Origin of the sequence: Halomonas sp. DP1Y21-3 (assembly GCF_019801245.1) — a bacterium.
Taxonomy (GTDB): domain Bacteria; phylum Pseudomonadota; class Gammaproteobacteria; order Pseudomonadales; family Halomonadaceae; genus Halomonas; species Halomonas litopenaei.
The window spans coordinates 96,739-112,527 of the sequence record NZ_JAHVJM010000002.1 but is presented as its reverse complement, the minus strand read 5'-3'; the positions used below and the strand labels follow the sequence as shown (position 1 = coordinate 112,527).

The 15,789-nt window shown below is 62.4% G+C and carries 14 protein-coding genes; 8 read left to right on the top strand and 6 right to left on the bottom strand.

Annotation, left to right across the window (positions count from 1 at the left end; genetic code table 11):
- Positions 1–172: 172 nt before the first annotated feature.
- On the bottom strand, positions 173–1,069 hold the full coding sequence (locus KUV74_RS05820; protein WP_222515866.1) for a glycine betaine ABC transporter substrate-binding protein: 897 nt from the start codon (positions 1,067–1,069) through the stop codon (positions 173–175).
- 175 nt (positions 1,070–1,244) lie between these two features.
- On the opposite strand from KUV74_RS05820, the gene KUV74_RS05815 reads away from it, so the two are divergent.
- The 8 genes from KUV74_RS05815 (at position 1,245) to KUV74_RS05780 (ending at position 10,366) form a co-directional block, all read left to right on the top strand.
- The gene (locus KUV74_RS05815) at positions 1,245–2,108 is read left to right on the top strand and encodes an alpha/beta hydrolase fold domain-containing protein (RefSeq protein ID WP_222515865.1); all 864 of its coding nucleotides are present in this window, start codon (positions 1,245–1,247) and stop codon (positions 2,106–2,108) included.
- A gap of 201 nt (positions 2,109–2,309) precedes the next feature.
- Complete coding sequence (gene hutC / locus KUV74_RS05810; RefSeq protein ID WP_222515864.1) at positions 2,310–3,017, top strand: histidine utilization repressor; 708 nt, start codon at positions 2,310–2,312, stop codon at positions 3,015–3,017.
- 590 nt (positions 3,018–3,607) lie between these two features.
- On the top strand, positions 3,608–4,759 hold the full coding sequence (locus tag KUV74_RS05805; protein ID WP_222515863.1) for a CaiB/BaiF CoA transferase family protein: 1,152 nt from the start codon (positions 3,608–3,610) through the stop codon (positions 4,757–4,759).
- Positions 4,756–5,889, top strand: coding sequence for an acyl-CoA dehydrogenase family protein (locus KUV74_RS05800; RefSeq protein ID WP_222515862.1), 1,134 nt, complete (start codon positions 4,756–4,758; stop codon positions 5,887–5,889). The genes KUV74_RS05805 and KUV74_RS05800 overlap by 4 nt, the downstream gene beginning before the upstream one ends.
- A 23-nt stretch (positions 5,890–5,912) precedes the next feature.
- Complete coding sequence (locus KUV74_RS05795; RefSeq protein ID WP_108448363.1) at positions 5,913–6,665, top strand: electron transfer flavoprotein subunit beta/FixA family protein; 753 nt, start codon at positions 5,913–5,915, stop codon at positions 6,663–6,665.
- On the top strand, positions 6,662–7,624 hold the full coding sequence (locus KUV74_RS05790; protein WP_124803080.1) for an electron transfer flavoprotein subunit alpha/FixB family protein: 963 nt from the start codon (positions 6,662–6,664) through the stop codon (positions 7,622–7,624). Before KUV74_RS05795 ends, KUV74_RS05790 begins: the two co-directional genes overlap by 4 nt.
- A gap of 148 nt (positions 7,625–7,772) precedes the next feature.
- Positions 7,773–9,140 carry a YjiH family protein gene (locus KUV74_RS05785; RefSeq protein WP_124803078.1) on the top strand — a complete coding sequence of 456 codons (1,368 nt, stop codon included), beginning with the start codon at positions 7,773–7,775 and terminating at the stop codon, positions 9,138–9,140.
- A gap of 419 nt (positions 9,141–9,559) precedes the next feature.
- Positions 9,560–10,366 (top strand): SDR family NAD(P)-dependent oxidoreductase, encoded by an 807-nt coding sequence (locus KUV74_RS05780; RefSeq protein WP_222515861.1) that lies wholly within the window; start codon positions 9,560–9,562, stop codon positions 10,364–10,366.
- Between the two features lie 38 nt (positions 10,367–10,404).
- On the opposite strand, the gene KUV74_RS05775 is transcribed toward KUV74_RS05780, so the two are convergent.
- The 5 genes from KUV74_RS05775 to KUV74_RS05755 form a co-directional block, all read right to left on the bottom strand.
- A complete protein-coding gene (locus tag KUV74_RS05775) occupies positions 10,405–11,661 on the bottom strand; it encodes a M20 family metallo-hydrolase (RefSeq protein WP_222515860.1) in 1,257 nt (418 codons plus the stop codon).
- Between the two features lie 10 nt (positions 11,662–11,671).
- Positions 11,672–12,946: a TRAP transporter large permease gene (locus KUV74_RS05770; RefSeq protein ID WP_045992540.1), complete on the bottom strand. Its 1,275-nt coding sequence runs from the start codon at positions 12,944–12,946 to the stop codon at positions 11,672–11,674.
- A gap of 13 nt (positions 12,947–12,959) precedes the next feature.
- A complete protein-coding gene (locus KUV74_RS05765) occupies positions 12,960–13,481 on the bottom strand; it encodes a TRAP transporter small permease (protein WP_045992541.1) in 522 nt (173 codons plus the stop codon).
- 12 nt (positions 13,482–13,493) lie between these two features.
- A complete protein-coding gene (locus tag KUV74_RS05760; RefSeq protein ID WP_222515859.1) occupies positions 13,494–14,489 on the bottom strand; it encodes a TRAP transporter substrate-binding protein in 996 nt (331 codons plus the stop codon).
- 114 nt (positions 14,490–14,603) lie between these two features.
- Positions 14,604–15,596, bottom strand: coding sequence for an asparaginase (locus KUV74_RS05755; protein WP_222515858.1), 993 nt, complete (start codon positions 15,594–15,596; stop codon positions 14,604–14,606).
- Positions 15,597–15,789: the final 193 nt, after the last annotated feature.

Sequence of the window (15,789 nt, the reverse complement as noted above, 5' to 3'; positions counted from 1 at the left end):
ACACCTTAGCGTGCTATGGAGTCGTGAAACACCGGCGGCCGCCAAACACACTATTCGGAATTCCCGGACAATGGCGCCCTCAGGATGCAGACGAAATAGCGGCCACAAACCGCCTGCCAGGCCGTTTGTGACCGGTTGGTGGGGAAGGGATCTTGGGGATGTTGGCGTATGGTCAGTCGATCAGTCCCTGGTCGACGAGAAACTGCTCGGCGACCGTCTCGACGACGTCGCGGTTCACGTCCACCTGTTCGTTGAGGCGGGTCATCACCTCGTCATCGAGCTTGGCAACGAGAGCATTGAGCTGGGCTTCCAGCTCGGGGTGGGTGTCCAACGTCTCCTGGCGCACCACGGGGGTCATGGCGTAGGGCGGGAAGAAGCCCTTGTCGTCCTCGAGGATACGTAGATCGAAGGCCGATACGCGTCCATCGGTGGTGGTGACCATAGCGATGTCCACCTGATCGTCTCTCAGCGCCGTGTAGGTCAGGCCGGTATCCATGCGCTTGATGTCGGAACGCTCGAACTGAAAGCCGTAGATGTCCTGCATCGGCCGCAGTCCGTCAGGTCGGGCGTAGAATTCTGCATTGGAGGCAAACAGCAGGTCCTCGCCGGCGTTGACCGCTTCTGCCATGTCCGAAATGCTGGTGATCTCCATGGCCTCGGCGTCGGCCTCTCGCATGGCGATCGCGTAGGTGTTGTTGACGCCGGAAGGTTCGAGCCAGGCAAGTCCCTTCTCGGCATCCAGCGCCTTGACGCGGTCATAGGTTTCCTGGGAATCGAGCTTTTCCTCGACCCCATTGAAGACGATCAGGGAAGTGCCGGTGTACTCCCAGTAGAGGTCTACCTGGCCGTTTTCCTGGGCCTGACGCAGCACCGCCGAGCCCATGCCGGCGCGCTTGTCCACGTCGTAGCCGAGATGGTCAAGGTACTGGGCGGTCATGCTCGAGATGATCTGCTGTTCGGTAAAGTTTTTGCCACCGACCACGATGTTGTCGTCAGCGTGAGATGTCATGGCAAAGAGGGTGAGCAGTCCGACGGTGATTGTTGTCGTGGCACGGCGTTGAAGTGTCATCTAGAAGTCCGGTTATGGGGTGGAGCCTTAAGTCTAGGCCAACGGGGCTCGCTGCCAAGGGGGGACGCACGAGTCTTTGCAATGGGCACGATTGCAGATGCAAATGCCTGAAAGTTGCAGAAATCGCTACCATGATCTCACGCTTCATTATGTGGAAAGGTGCCCGGAAAGCCGCATGGAAATCGAAGAGTTCATCAACTGTTATCAAAAGGGGCTCAATCAGCTTGACGGGATGACGGTCGCCGACTCCCGGCTTGGCTATGAGCGCCTGTGCGAAAGTTTTCAGGTGAGAAGTTCGGCAATCGCTTGCGACGTCACCAAGATCGCCGGTGTGCCGGTCACCAGGCTGTGGGCGCGTGATGGCGTGGGTCGAGGCGATGGCGTGGTGGTGTATGCCCATGGAGGAGGCTGGTCGCTCGGGTCCAGTCGTAGCCATCGCGGCGTCGCTGAAGCCCTGGTGCTGGCGCTGGGCCGCGATGTGGTCAGCGTGGACTATCGCCTGCTGCCTGAAGCGAATTACCGCGAAGCACTGGCGGATGTGCTTGGCGTGTGGCGAACCTGTGATCCTGTCGCCGCGGTAGGGGATAGCGCCGGGGGCAGGCTGGTAATGGATGCAGCAGCCACGCTAACTCGGGAAGGCGTTGGCGTACCACCGCTGGGGCTGATCTATCCGGTCGTCGGTACGCCGCATATGACGACGCTGGGGCCGGACGCACCGCTGCTGACACGCGACGATGTCATGGCGTTGTGGCGGTCGGTCGCGGCCGATATTCCCTGTCATGATGTGAGCCTTCCGCCGTCGCGCTACGTTCATGTGCTGGCGGCAGAGCACGACCCGCTGACGGCAATGACGGCAGATGCCGTGGAGCGATGGTCGGGCGCTTCAGTGCATGTTTCTCTGGATATCGCCGAAGGCATGGTGCATAGCGCGCTGCATGGCCTTCCCAGGCTGAGACCCATGCAGGCTGCCTGGCGGACTTTTTGCTCGCGGCTCAACGCTTCAATCGAGGCAGCAGCGAGTCATGACGGGAGTGAGTGAGCAGCAGGGGGGGGCGACGGAGGTGAAGTTCTGCCGCCGGGCGACCAAGAGACGGTGTTAGCGCTGTGCTCGGAGGGGAGCCGGAATCCCTGCATCGAGACGTGCCTGCCGTTGACGACGATGCTTTGATGTTCACCTCGGCTTCCCTGGGGCCGGGAGCATGGCTACACTTGGCGTTTCCCATTGCCCACAGGACGTTGCATGGCAAGCTCGCGGCCCAGCTACGCAAGAATAAAGGAATATCTGCTGTCCGAGATCGAGAGCGGGGCCTACGTCGCCGGTGATCGAATCCCTGCCGAGAATGCGCTGGCTACCCAGTTTGGGGTCAGCCGCATGACCGCCAACAAGGCCATACGCGATCTGGTACAGAAGGGCTTGCTGGTGCGCCGGGTGGGGTCCGGTACCTTCGTCAGTCAGCGCAAGTCCGAATCGTCGCTGTTCGACATCCGCAATATCGCCGACGAGATCCGCCTGCGAGGCGGCGAGCACTCAAGCCAGATCATCGCGTTGAAGGAGGTGGCCGCATCCGAAGAGGTCGCCGTCTTTCTGGGGGTGAGGACCGGGACCCGGGTGTTCTACTCCGAGATCGTGCATCGGGAAAATGGCGTGGCGGTCCAGCTCGAGCGACGCCACGTCAACCCGAAGCTGGCGCCGGACTACCTGCAGCAGGACTTCGAGCGCCAGACGCCCAACGCCATCCTGGTGGCGCGTTATCCGGTCACCGATGTCGAGAACAGCGTCGAGGCGATGCTGCCAAGTGACGAGGAAGCGGCGCTGCTGGAGATGTCTCCCAGCGACGCCTGCCTGCTGGTGGTGCGGCGTACCTGGTCAGGAGAGCTGTTGATCAGCTACACCCAGCTTCTGCATCCCGGCAAGCGCTACAAGCTGAACGCCTCCCGCAATACCTGAAGCTCCCCTGGCGCATCACCGCCGCTGTTCGGAAGGCTTCCTTCGCAGGTCTTTGCTGTGAAGGTGGCGACGGCTGTGGCTTGGTGTCATGCAGCGCTTGCGTTTTCACCTCCCTCTCTCGGTGATCTCCCCCCCCCCGGCAAGCTCTCTCGCCGAACTCCCTCCTATCACCCTGCTATCTCTCTGCTGTCTCTCTACTGGCAGCGCTGACGAACGCTTGGCGCCCGTCGTTCTCCCCCCTCCCTGACGTTGCCCTCGATGACCATCTCTCGGGCTCCCGGCGGGCTTCAGGGTGTCGTGCCGCGGACTCCCTCGACATCGGTGCGGGCCGTCGATGACGCTATATGTATATACCAATATGTGCCAAAAGCGCCTGGTGTCACCATTTTTCATTAGACCTTGGTCGATAATTTTCAAGGCCTGGTTTATAGAAAATGTTTAAAAAACAATAAATAAGTTTTGTTGTGAGATTTTTGGCAAGAATGTCTGGGTGGAAAGCTGAGCAGTTTGGCGATAGATATGTATATACATATTGAGCGGCCGTCAGCGCTCGATGTCACTGCCAACAACAAGACCGGAGGCAAGACGCTATGCAACCACTCAAGGGGATCACCGTCCTCGACCTGTCCCGGGTGCTCGCCGGGCCCTACTGCACCGCCATGCTGGCCGACCTGGGCGCCGAAGTGGTCAAGGTCGAGTCGGGGCAGGGCGATGACAGCCGTCATATTGCGCCTTACGTCGAGGGCGAAAGCCTGTACTTCTCGATGCTCAATCGTGGCAAGAAGAGCCTGTGTCTGAATCTCAAGGACCCCCAGGACCCCCAGGACCTGGAGCGCTTTCATCGGCTTTGCGAGCGCGCCGACGTGGTGGTGGAGAACTTCCGGCCCGGGGTGACCGAGCGCCTGGGAATCGACGAGGCGACGCTGCGTGCGCGCTACCCCCGTCTCATCTACTGCTCGATCTCCGGCTTCGGTCAGAGCGGTGCCATGCGCGCCAAGCCGGCCTACGACATCATCGCCCAGGCGCTGTCGGGCATGATGGCGGCCACCGGTCCCGATGGCGGCATGCCGACCCGCATCGGCGAGTCGCTGGGCGATGTGTGCGCCGGAATGTTCGCCAGCTGGTCGATCGCAGCGGCGTTGTTCGCCCGTGAACGTGACCCCGAGCGCCAGGGCTGCCATCTGGATGTGTCCATGCTCGATTGCCTGTTCTCGATGCAGGTCACCAACCTGGCGCAGTTCGTCGCCAGCGGCCAGGCGCCTTCTCCTATCGGCAACCGCCATCCGCTGTCGGCGCCCTTCGACAGCTTCGAGGCCAACGATGGCCAGGTAATCATCGCGGTGATCAACAACACGCTGTTTTCTCGCCTGGTTGAGTGCATGCAGGCGCCAGAGCTCGCCGAGGATGCGCGCTTTGTCGACGACGAGCAGCGCTGTCTCCACCAGGCCGAACTCAAGTCGCTGATCGAAGACTGGACCGGCCAGTTCACCGTGGAGGAGGTCTGCGCGCGTCTCGATCAGGCGGGAGTGCCGGCGTCTCCGATCTGGAACATCGCCCAGCTTGCCGAATCCCGGCATGCCGAAGACCGCCAGCTGCTGCTCGATATGGGGCACTGGCGCTCGCCGGCTCAACCGGTGTTCTTCAATGGCCGACGGGTCGTCTGCGATCGCCCCGCGCCGACGCTTGGCCAACACAACGCCTGTCTCGAATCACAGCACCTCGACAAGGAGATCGACGCATGAACTTTACCTTCAATGAAGATGACATCGCCTTCCAGGACGCCGCTCACCGCGTCTGCGCTGAGGTGCTCAAGACCAATGCGGCGCGCTACGACGAAACGCGGGAGTTCTGCCGCGAGAGCCTCGACGCCCTGGGCGAGCTGGGCTTCTGGGGCATGAACCTGCCCGAGCAGTATGGCGGTGTGGAGATCTCGAGCATCGCCATGTCGCTGGCGGTGGAAGAGATCGCCTACCACTGCGCGGCCACCTGTTCATCGCTGACCGCTCACTTTCTGGCCACCGACTCGGTGCTGATCGGCGCCACCGAGGATCAGAAGCAGACACTGCTTCCCCAGTGTGCCAGCGGCGAGAAGCTGGGCGCCTTCGCCCTGACCGAACCCGGGGCCGGCTCCAATCCCGCCGAGATGCGCACCCGGGCGGTACGCACCAGCGACGGCTGGCACCTGACCGGCACCAAGCACTACATCACCAACGGCGCCTTCGCCGACTTCCTGGTGGTCTATGCCAAGACCGACCCCGATCAGGGCCACCGCGGCATCTCTGCCTTTCTGGTCGATCGCCACACTGCGGGTCTCGAGTTCTCGAGTCCCGAGAAGACCCTGGGCCTGCGCGGTAGCCACATCTACGAGATCGGCTTCGACTGTGTGCTGCCATTGGATGCCTTGATGGGAGAGGAGGGGGCCGGATTCGCCACCGCCATGGAGGTGCTGGATCGCGGCCGGGTCGAGGTGGCGGCGATGAGCGTCGGTATCTCGCGGGCCGCTCGGGATGCGTCGCTGGCCTGGTCGAAGGAGCGCATCGTCGGTGGCAAGCCGCTGTGCCGGCACCAGGGCATCCAGTGGATGCTGGCCGAGATGCACGCCCAGCTCGAGGCCGCCAAGCTGGTGACCTACAAGGCGGCGGACGCACGTGACTCCGGCCAGCGCTTCAGCCTGGAGTCGGCGGTGGCCAAGCTGGTGGCCTCCGAGGCAGCGGCCAAGGTCACCGACGCCGCGGTGCAGGTCCACGGCGGCTACGGCTACATCTCCGACCTGCCGATCGAGCGCTACTACCGTGACGCCCGCATCACCCGCATCTTCGAGGGCACCTCGGAGATCCAGAAGATCATCATCGGCCGTGCCATCACCGCCTGACCGCCCAGCAAGGGAGATAGCCCATGAAAATCCTTGTCGCGGTCAAGCGCGTCATTGATCACAACGTCAAGATCCGGGTCAAGCCGGACCACTCCGGCGTGGACCTCACCAACGTCAAGATGGCCCTGAACCCGTTCTGTGAAATCGCCGTGGAGCAAGCGGTTCGCCTCAAGGAGGCCGGCGTGGCCAGTGAGGTGCTGGTGGTCAGTGCCGGGCCGAAGGCGGTGCAGGAGCAGTTGCGCACGGCGCTGGCCCTCGGCGCCGACCGTGCCCTGCACATCGACACCGAGGTCGCGCTGGAATCGCTGGCGGTGGCGCACCTGCTCAAGGCGGTCGTCGAGCAGGAGCAGCCGGAGCTGGTACTGCTCGGCAAGCAGGCCATCGACAGTGACAACAATCAGACCGGTCAGATGCTGGCCGCCCTCGGCGGCATGCCCCAGGGCACCTTCGCTTCCGCCCTGGAGGTAGAGCAGGGCCAGATCAAGGTCACCCGCGAGATCGACGGCGGCCTCGAGACCCTGTCGCTGGCGCTGCCGGCGGTCATCACCACCGACCTGCGCCTCAACGAGCCTCGCTACGCCAAGCTGCCGGACATCATGAAGGCCAAGAAGAAGCCCCTGGCCGTGACCACGCCCGACGCCTTGGGCGTCGACGTCAGCCCTCGGCTCAGGCTCAAGGCGGTCGAGCCGCCGCCCGAGCGGCAGGGCGGCATCAAGGTGGCCTCGGTGGCCGAACTCGTGGACAAGCTCAAGAACGACGCCAAGGTGATCGCATGAAGATTCTGGTCGTGGGGGAACATCATCAAGGACAGCTCGGCGAGGCCACCGCGCGGGTAGTCGCCGCCGCCCGACAGATCGCACAGACCGCAGCAGACCCAAGCGACGTCGATATCGATGTGTTGGTGGCAGGCGAGGGCGTCGCGGGCATCGCCGAGGCAGCGGCAAGGCTTGAAGGCGTAAGCCGGGTGCGGCTGGCCGATCAGGCGAGCCTTGCCCATCAACTGGCCGAGCCAATGGGAGATCTGGTGTCGGCGCTGGTCGGGGACTACACCCACGTGCTGGCGGCGGCATCGACCAGCGGCAAGAACGTGCTGCCGCGGGTAGCGGCGCTTGCGGATGTCGCCCAGCTCTCCGAGGTCATCGCGGTCGAGTCCGCCGATACCTTCAAGCGGCCGATCTACGCCGGCAACGCCATCGCCACGGTACAGAGTCTGGACCCGGTCAAGGTCATCACCGTGCGGGTCACCGCCTTCGAGGCGGTGGCCGAGGTCTCAAGCGCAGCACCCATCGAGTCCGTCGACATCGCCATCGTCAATCAGCACTCGCGCCTCGTCGGCGAGACCCGGGCGGTGAGCGAGCGCCCGGAGCTGGGCGCTGCCAGGGTGGTCATCTCCGGCGGTCGCGGCATGGGCAGCGGTGACAACTTTGCCCTGCTCGAAGGTATCGCCGATACCCTTGGCGGCGCCATCGGGGCGTCGCGGGCGGCGGTGGACGCCGGCTTCGTGGCCAACGACCTGCAGGTGGGGCAGACCGGCAAGGTGGTCGCGCCGGAGCTGTACATCGCGGTGGGTATCAGCGGCGCCATCCAGCACCTGGCAGGGATGAAGGACTCGAAGGTCATCGTCGCCATCAACAAGGACGAGGAGGCGCCGATCTTTCAGGTCGCCGACTACGGTCTTGTCGCGGACCTGTTCCAGGCACTGCCCGAACTCGACCAGGCACTGGCCGAGCGCTGACGCAGCTGGCCACAGTTCCGTGCTTAACGGCGCTGGCCATTCAACCCCTGAATATCATCCGTTCCGCTGGCGCCGATGACGGCGCCGGCACCACCGAGCATCCGCCCCTGCGGGCGGTGCTCCTCCCAAGCCCCACTGGAGACACAACATGAACAATCCCAAGGTGGCAGCCCCTCCACGCAGCGCTGGCGTGACCTCGCTGGTTGGCAGCCTGATTGGCCTTTGCATCTTCTTTTTCCCCTTCCCGACGGCAGATGGCGCGCTGAAGATCCCGCTGGTGATCATCATCGACTATCTGAAGTCTTCGCTCGGCGGGGCCCTCGAGTATCTGACGCTTGGCCTGGTCGCCCTGTTGTGTGTGACCTGGCTGCTGTCACGCCTGGTGGCTTCCTCCGGGGCGCCGTCTCCATGGCGCCAAGCCGTCGCCGCCTACCATGAGAAGGATGGCACGATGACCGGGCTGACCTTCCTGCTGGCGGCGGTGTTCACCTTCATGCTGGTGTTCCAGATCGGGCCCGACTGGCTGCTGCACAAGGATGTCGGTGGGCTGGCGCTGTACCTGGGGGGCAGCGTCTTTCTGACCGTGGCCATCGCCGGCCTGTTTGTGCTGTTTCTGACCGAGTTCGGCTTCCTGGAATTTGTCGGCACCCTGATGGAGCCCTTGATGCGTCCGCTCTATCGTCTGCCGGGCAAGTCTGCGGTGGACGCGGTTGCCTCCTTCGTCGCCGCCCCGGCGGTGGGCATCTTCATCACCAACAAGCTCTATCTGGAAGGCCACTATACTCAGCGGGAGTCGGCCAGCATTGCCACCAACTTCAGTATCTGCAGCCTGGGCTTCTTCGCCCTGCTGGCGTCCATCGGCGGCATCATGGCTTACCTGCCGCACATGATCATCGTCTCCTTCATCATCAACTTCACCCTGGCGGCGCTGATGGTCAGGATTCCGCCGTTGTCGCGCAAGCTCGACGTCTACCATCAGGGCAACACCCAGACGGCTCAGGATCTTGAGGTTTCCAGTGATGGACACATCCTGGCCCGTGCCTGTGGCGCCGCCGCCGAGCGCGCCTCCCAGACTCGGCTCGATGTGTTCTACAAGGGCTTCTGGGAGGCCATCACCTTTGCCCAGAAGATCGTCGCCTACATCCTGGCCATCGCCACCCTGGCGCTGCTGCTGGCGACCTACACCCCGGTATTCGACTACCTGGGCGTGCTGGTGGAGCCGTTGATCTCTGCGCTTCAGCTGCCGGATGCCAGCGCCATTGCCCCCACCGTGCTGGTGTCGATCGCCGAGATCGCGCTGCCGGCGATCATCATCTCCGGCGCCGACGTCGACCCCATGGCGGTGTTCTTCGTGTGCACCCTGTCGTCGGTGCAGATCATCTTCTTCACCGAGAGTGCCAACGCCATGCTGGAGTCGGACATCCCGCTGACGGTGCGTGACCTGGTCGTGGTATTCCTGCTGCGCACCCTGGTGGCCATGCCCATGGTGGCGCTGGCGACCCACCTGCTGTTCTAAGGCTTGACCAAAGCCTAGGGCTTGTCTGAAAAGTGCCTGCACTCGGTAATACGGCGTTAAAAATCGGATCAAAATGCTCATTTACACCCCGTAAACTGCGCTTTCTCACCGATTTTTGCCTTGTCTAACCTTCGCTCGTCGACTTTTCGGACAGCGCCTAGGCCTCGTCTCCTTGTATCGCCCATTGGCGCTTCCGTCCTCCTTCGGTAGCGCTTTTTTTATGTCGGGCGCAAGGCGCAGGCCATACGCCAGGGTCGGATAGGCGAGGCTGCCAGCGTGGCGCAGGCGATGGCTTTGCAAGAAAACCGAAAACTGATTGCGCCGCTTGCCGGCTTATCGTCGGCACAGGGCTGCACTAGCATGGGGGAAAACATGTCGCCGCACCGTTATCCGGTGACCGGCGCCGCCAGGAGATTGCCATGAAGACGATATTGATCACCGGGTCCACCGATGGGATTGGCCTTGCCACCGCCAGCGAGCTGGCGCGCCAGGGCCATCGCGTCATCCTGCACGGACGCAACCCGGACAAGCTCGCGGCGGCCCGTGAGCAGCTGGCTGTGATCTCGCAAGGCGAGGTGCCCGCAGGGCATGTCGCCGACCTATCACGCCTGGCCGAAGCGGCGGCGCTGGCGGCGGAGGTCGAGCAGAGCGATGAGCGCATCGATGTGCTGATCAACAACGCCGGGGTCTACCGCACCCCGGACACCCGCACCGCAGACGGCCTCGATGTGCGATTTGCGGTCAATACCCTGGCGCCCTATGTGCTGGCCCGTCGCCTGGCGGCTTTGCTCGGAGACAAGGGGCGGGTGGTCAATCTGGCTTCTGCCGCCCAGGCGCCGGTGTCGCTGGCGGCGCTTGCCGGCACCGCCGACGCCGACGGTGACTTCGACGCCTACGCCCAGAGCAAGCTGGCGCTGATCATGTGGACCCGCGACCTGGCCGCCAGGTCCAGTGCCGGTGATCCCATGGTAGTGGCGGTCAACCCCGGCTCCTTGCTGGCCAGCAAGATGGTCAAGGAAGGCTTTGGCGTGGCCGGCAACGACCTGTCCATCGGCGTCGACATCCTGGTCCGGGCGGCGTTGTCCGAGGAGTTCGGCAACGCCGGCGGCCAGTACTACGACAACGATGGCAATGGCTTCTCGTCGCCGCATGCCCACGCCATGGACGATGGCCGATGCCGTCGCCTGGTCGAGGCCATGGAAGAGGTGCTGGAGCGCCAGGCCTAGCCCGTTGCCACGAACGAGAGTGCCCTGGCCAGTCGTGTTTAGCCTTGAGCAAGCTCGAGGACGGTGTCGGTCAGGGCTCGGACGGCCACTGCGGCATCGTCCTTCTCGACATGTTCGTCCGGGTGATGACTGATGCCGTCCCGACAGGCGACGAACAGCATCGCAGCAGGGCACAGGTTGGCCAGATGGATGGCGTCATGAAAGGCGCCAGACACCAGTCGGGGGGCTTTGGTGGCGTACGTCTCAAGCTTCTGTTCAAGTGATGCCAGGATGGCCGAATCGAAGGTGACCGGTGCGATCGAGGACAACCGTTCCAGTGTGGCCGGACAGCCCTGCCAGTGAGTCGCTGCCAGGGCGGCAAAATCGTCGTCGATGGCTGCCAGTACCGAGCCATCGGGGTGGCGCAGATCGACCGTGAAGCTGACCTCGTCGGCGATGGTATTGATCGAGTCTGGTGCCACGCTGAACTTGCCGATGGTGAAACGTACCTGCGAGCCCCGCCGGTTGACGCAGTTCTCCAGCTCCCTGATCAGGGCATGTGCCCCCATCACTGCGTCTCGTCTCATGTCCATGGGCGTTGTGCCGGCGTGGTTGGCACGTCCCTGGAGGCGAAAGCGGTACCAGTTGACACCCTGAATACCAACGACCACACAGGCGGGAAGTTGGCCTGCATCCAGCACGGGACCTTGCTCGATATGCAGCTCCAGGTAGGCCGATGGTGAAAAGGGGGTTTCTCGCTTGGTCGACCCCCGGGCTTCCATGGCCTCTAGACAAGGGGCCAGGGCTTGTTCGAATGACACTCCGACATCATCGCGTGACGCCATGATCGCCGCGATGTCTCTAACCCCCGCGAACCACGCAGACCCCGGTGTTCCCGGGGCGAAACGGGCGCCTTCCTCGTTGGTCCAGCTCACCACTTCGACAGGGCACTCGAGCGTGATGTCCTGTTCGTGCAGGGTGCGCAGCACGGCGAGGCCTGCGATGACGCCCAGCGCCCCGTCGTAGATTCCCCCTCGAGGCTGACTGTCCATATGGCTGCCGATCAACAGCGGCGGGAGCTCCGGGGAGCGCCCCTCTCGGCGCAGGTAGAGGTTGCCGATGGGGTCGTGGAAGGCGCTCGCGCCGAGGGAAGCCGCCTCTTGCATCAGCCACAGACGTGCCTCGATGTCGCTTTCGTCCAATGCCAGGCGGCCGAGGCCGCCTTCGGGTAGCGCGCCGATGCGCGCCTGGGTCTGAACGTCCTGCCAGAAGCGATCGATATCGACCTCTCGACCTAATGTGCTGTGCTGTTGCATTGTGCTCGTCTCAATAGATGAGTGAGGGTAGCCAGGTGCTGAACCAGGGAACATAGCTGATGACAATCAACGCCAGCAGCATCATGGCGATGAAGGGCAGGCACGCCTTGAACACTTCCTGCAGTGACATCTTCGAGATGGACATGGCCACGAAAAGATTCAGCCCGACCGGGGGAGTGATCATTCCCACCGAGAAGTTGATCAGGGTGATCACGCCAAAATGCACGGGGTCGACGCCGACCTGCTCGGCGATAGGCTGAAGGAGAGGGGACAGCACGATGATGGCCGAGGCACTGTCGAGGAAGAAGCCCGCGACGATCATCACCACATTGAACAGCGCCATGACCTGAATGGGATCGTCGGTCAGTGATAGCACCTGACTGGCCAGCTGGGTTGGCGTACCGGTGATCGCCAGCAGCCATGAGAAGGCAGAGGCGCCGGCAGTGATCAGCAGCAAGGTTGCAGAGGTCAAGCCAGAGCTTCTCAGGGTGGCGACCAGCTCCCGGGGACCAATGGTGCGATACACGACCATGCCGATGAAGAGTCCGTAGACGCAGGCCACCGCCGCTGACTCCGTGGGGGTGAAGACGCCGCTGTAGATGCCGCCCAGCAGAATAAAGGGGAGTCCCAGGCCCCAGGCTGCCGCCTTGAAGGCACGCAGGATCTCGCCCAAAGAGGGAATCGGCGCACGCGCATATCCCTTGAGGCTGGCGTAGACCATGCAGTAGCCGATCAACAGAGAGGCGATCAGGATGGCCGGCAGCAACCCCGCAGCGAATAGCTGACCCACCGAGGTGCCAGTCACCGAACCATAGATGATCAAGGCGATACTGGGGGGCACGATCGGGCCAAGGGTGCCGGCCGTGGCGATCAGGCCAATGGCGAAAAGCCGGTTGTAGCCTGCCGCGACCAGGGCGGGAAACATGATGGTGCCGATGGCCACCACGGTGGCTGGGCTGGAACCTGAGATGGAGCCAAAGAACAGGCATGACAGCACGGTGGCCGCTGCGAGTCCTCCGGGCACCCAGCCGACCAGTGCCTTGGCCAGGTTGATCAGGCGGTCGGACAGCCCGCCGATACGCATCAATTCGGCGGCTAGAATAAAGAAGGGGATCGCCATCAGCGAGAAGTTGTTCATGCCCGTGAACATGCGCATGGGAACAATCAGCGCACTGGTCGAGCCGAACAGCTCAATTGCGACAAAAACGGCGAGTGAGAGTGCGGCGAATATCGGTAGACCGAGCAATAACACCGCGAAGAAGATTGGCAGAAGCGCCGTAATCATGGGAGTCTCCTGGTTAGACGAGCTTGTCTGCCTCTGCGGCGAGTTGTTCAGCGTGGCTCATGGGGGGGCTCGACCACATCGTCTGCAAGAGTCCAAGGTAACGGATGATCAGCAGCACTCCCGAGATACCGATCGGCAGGTAGAACCATGCCATCGGCAGTCTCAGGGCTGCCGTCAGCTGTCCGCGATCCATGGTCTTTCCGAATAGCTGGAACCCGTAGAAGACCATGAATCCGGCGAAGATGATGCCGAGTACCGCCGAGACCAGATGCAACAGGCGATTGACCCTGGGCGAGGCGATGGCATTGAGCACATCGACCGAGATATGAGCGCCGTGTCGCACCCCCATGCTGGCACCGACGAAGCTCATGCAGATGATGGAATAGATGACAACTTCCTCGGCCCAGAACAGCGAGCTGTTGAAGCCATAACGATAAACCACCTGAACCGCCGTAATGACGGTCGCGATCGACATGAACGCGACCATCGAAACGCTCTCCAGGCGATCAATCGCTGCATTCAGCGTCTTGATCATCGGAGCTCTCTCTTAGTATTCGATACCGACGACGTCGTAGACCTTGTGCAGCAGTTCCGGCGTCACCACGTCTTCGTAGTCCTCGTGTACCGGCATGCTGGCCTCGACAAAGGCTTGGCGAGCCTCATCGCTGATCTCGTTGATGGCGATCTCGTCCTTGATCTCGGACATGATCACTTCCTCGTCCTCGAGCGTCATCTGGCGTGAGGCATCGCGACCGTTGTCGAAGGCTTCGAGCATGACCTGCTGGAGGTCTTCGGGCAGGGATTCCCAGGCATCCTTGTTCATGACGGCGGCGTAGGCGTGGTAGGCATGGCTGGTCAGTGACAGGTAGTCCTGAACCTCGTGGAAGCGCATGGTGTAGATATTGGCCAGCGGGTTTTCCTGTCCTTCTACCACGCCTTGCTGCAAGCCGTTGTAGACCTCGGTGAACGCCATCGCAGTCGCGTTTGCGCCATAGTTCTCGTAGGTCGAGATGATGATCGGGGCCTGCATGGTGCGCATGCGAATGGCGTCGAGGTCTTCGGGGGACTCGATGGCACGCACGTTATTCGTCATATGGCGAAAACCCGCGCCCCAGAAGTTGAAGGCATGCATGCCATCATCTTCGAGGGTATCGAGGATTTCCCGTCCCACGTCGCCATCAAGCACCGCTTCCATATCATCGTAGGTCGAGATCAGGAATGGCAGGTCAAGAATCTGCAGGCGGGGTTCGAAGTTACCCAGGGTTGCGGTGGGGGGAATGCCGATATCCACCAGCCCCATCTGGATCTGTTCGATGATTTCGACATCGCCACCGACCTGGGCGGCGGGCAGCACGTTGATGCTGATACGGCCGTCGGAGTTCTCCTCGACCTCCTTCTTGAAGGCGAGGGCGGCCTTGCCATTGGGCGTGTCTTCAATCAACACATGGGCAAAGGAAAAGGTGTAGTCGGCGGCCAGGCTCTGGCCGGAGATGGAGGCTGCGGCGATGGCCAGGGGCAGGGCCAGCTTCAGGGACATTTTCATGGATGGTTCCTTTTTTGTCGTGGTTGTTGTCGTGGTTGTTGTTGTGGTCGGTACAACGCGATGAAAATGGTGGAGCACCATCGGGGATGGCTGAGCAAGACCTGGTGCTTCGATTCAACGAGCCAGTGCATCGAGTGTTGCCGCCAGTGGAGTGTCGCTGGCCAGCAATATCGACAGGGCAATTCGCGCCTTGCGTGCGCCAAGCCCGCTGACCGGCAGTGCGCCTGCCTGACACAGATCGACAAGGCTTCCCGAGAATTCGTAGCTCTGGTGGAGCGGGCCCGACAGGCAACTGCTCGTGACCAGTACAGGAAGTCCTTGCGAGCAGGCATCACGAACAGCCGGCATCCAGTCGGGAGGAACATGGCCTCTACCCAGGGCGTCGATGACGATGCCGGCGGCGCCGTTGTCGATGGCGCATTCGAGCAGTGCGGGGCTGGCGTCGAGGTAAGCGGGAACGATGTCGACGCGAGGAAGTTGTGCCTGCATGGGCAACTCGAAGACCTGGTGATCGACGGGGTGCTGCAGCAGGTGGACGTTCTCTCCATCCACTCGGCCAACGGGGCCAGCGGCAGGCGCGGCAAAGCCGTCCAGCTGATAGGTCGAGACCTTGCGTACCTGCCGAGCCGCGAACAACGACTGGTTGAACACGACCAGTGTGCCCAGTCCACGTGCCTGCTCGTCGGCGGCCACCCGGATGGCGTCGGCCAGATTGATGAAAGCGTCCGTCCCGGCCTGGTGTGGCGGTCGCTGGGAGCCAGTCACCACGACAGGCTTGTGCGACGGCAGGGTCAGATCGAGGAAGAACGCCGTGTCTTCCAGGGTATCGGTGCCGTGGGTAATTACGATGCCTTGCACGCCTGGGTCGGCCATGGCGTCCAGGCAACGCTGGTGCAACGCTACAAGGTCGGCGCGGCTGATGGCGTTGCTTGGCTTTTGCAGGACCGAAACCACGTCGACGCGAGCGCGGAGCGCTTCGGGTAGCGCAACGTTTGCCAGCAAGGCGTCGCCTGGGAGCGCACCGGACAGACTGCGCCCGGAGCTATCCAGGGCACTGGCAATGGTGCCTCCGGTGGTCATCACCAGAATACGGGGTAGGGAGGACATGTTCGCGTCTCGTTGTTGTTGTCATAAGACATCAGATGTCTGTCATCATGCTAGACTCAAGGTTGCTGTCCAGGCAAGTCCTGGCGCTCAAAAAGTAATGATAAAACCGATAAAAATAGATTTTCGTCGCGGCCGTCTTGTGTCGATGCGCAGATTGGTTGGATATTTTCTGTCGCTGACCGCTTTGGACGTG

What these genes read in the sequence shown, in the direction of transcription:
- KUV74_RS05820 (WP_222515866.1), bottom strand. Translation starts at nt 1,069, where the DNA reads ATGACACTTCAACGCCGTGCCACGACAACAATCACCGTCGGACTGCTC.
- KUV74_RS05800 (WP_222515862.1), top strand. Translation starts at nt 4,756, where the DNA reads ATGAACTTTACCTTCAATGAAGATGACATCGCCTTCCAGGACGCCGCT.
- KUV74_RS05790 (WP_124803080.1), top strand. Translation starts at nt 6,662, where the DNA reads ATGAAGATTCTGGTCGTGGGGGAACATCATCAAGGACAGCTCGGCGAG.
- KUV74_RS05815 (WP_222515865.1), top strand. Translation starts at nt 1,245, where the DNA reads ATGGAAATCGAAGAGTTCATCAACTGTTATCAAAAGGGGCTCAATCAG.
- KUV74_RS05765 (WP_045992541.1), bottom strand. Translation starts at nt 13,481, where the DNA reads ATGATCAAGACGCTGAATGCAGCGATTGATCGCCTGGAGAGCGTTTCG.
- KUV74_RS05775 (WP_222515860.1), bottom strand. Translation starts at nt 11,661, where the DNA reads ATGCAACAGCACAGCACATTAGGTCGAGAGGTCGATATCGATCGCTTC.
- hutC (WP_222515864.1), top strand. Translation starts at nt 2,310, where the DNA reads ATGGCAAGCTCGCGGCCCAGCTACGCAAGAATAAAGGAATATCTGCTG.
- KUV74_RS05760 (WP_222515859.1), bottom strand. Translation starts at nt 14,489, where the DNA reads ATGAAAATGTCCCTGAAGCTGGCCCTGCCCCTGGCCATCGCCGCAGCC.
- KUV74_RS05755 (WP_222515858.1), bottom strand. Translation starts at nt 15,596, where the DNA reads ATGTCCTCCCTACCCCGTATTCTGGTGATGACCACCGGAGGCACCATT.
- KUV74_RS05795 (WP_108448363.1), top strand. Translation starts at nt 5,913, where the DNA reads ATGAAAATCCTTGTCGCGGTCAAGCGCGTCATTGATCACAACGTCAAG.
- KUV74_RS05770 (WP_045992540.1), bottom strand. Translation starts at nt 12,946, where the DNA reads ATGATTACGGCGCTTCTGCCAATCTTCTTCGCGGTGTTATTGCTCGGT.
- KUV74_RS05780 (WP_222515861.1), top strand. Translation starts at nt 9,560, where the DNA reads ATGAAGACGATATTGATCACCGGGTCCACCGATGGGATTGGCCTTGCC.
- KUV74_RS05785 (WP_124803078.1), top strand. Translation starts at nt 7,773, where the DNA reads ATGAACAATCCCAAGGTGGCAGCCCCTCCACGCAGCGCTGGCGTGACC.
- KUV74_RS05805 (WP_222515863.1), top strand. Translation starts at nt 3,608, where the DNA reads ATGCAACCACTCAAGGGGATCACCGTCCTCGACCTGTCCCGGGTGCTC.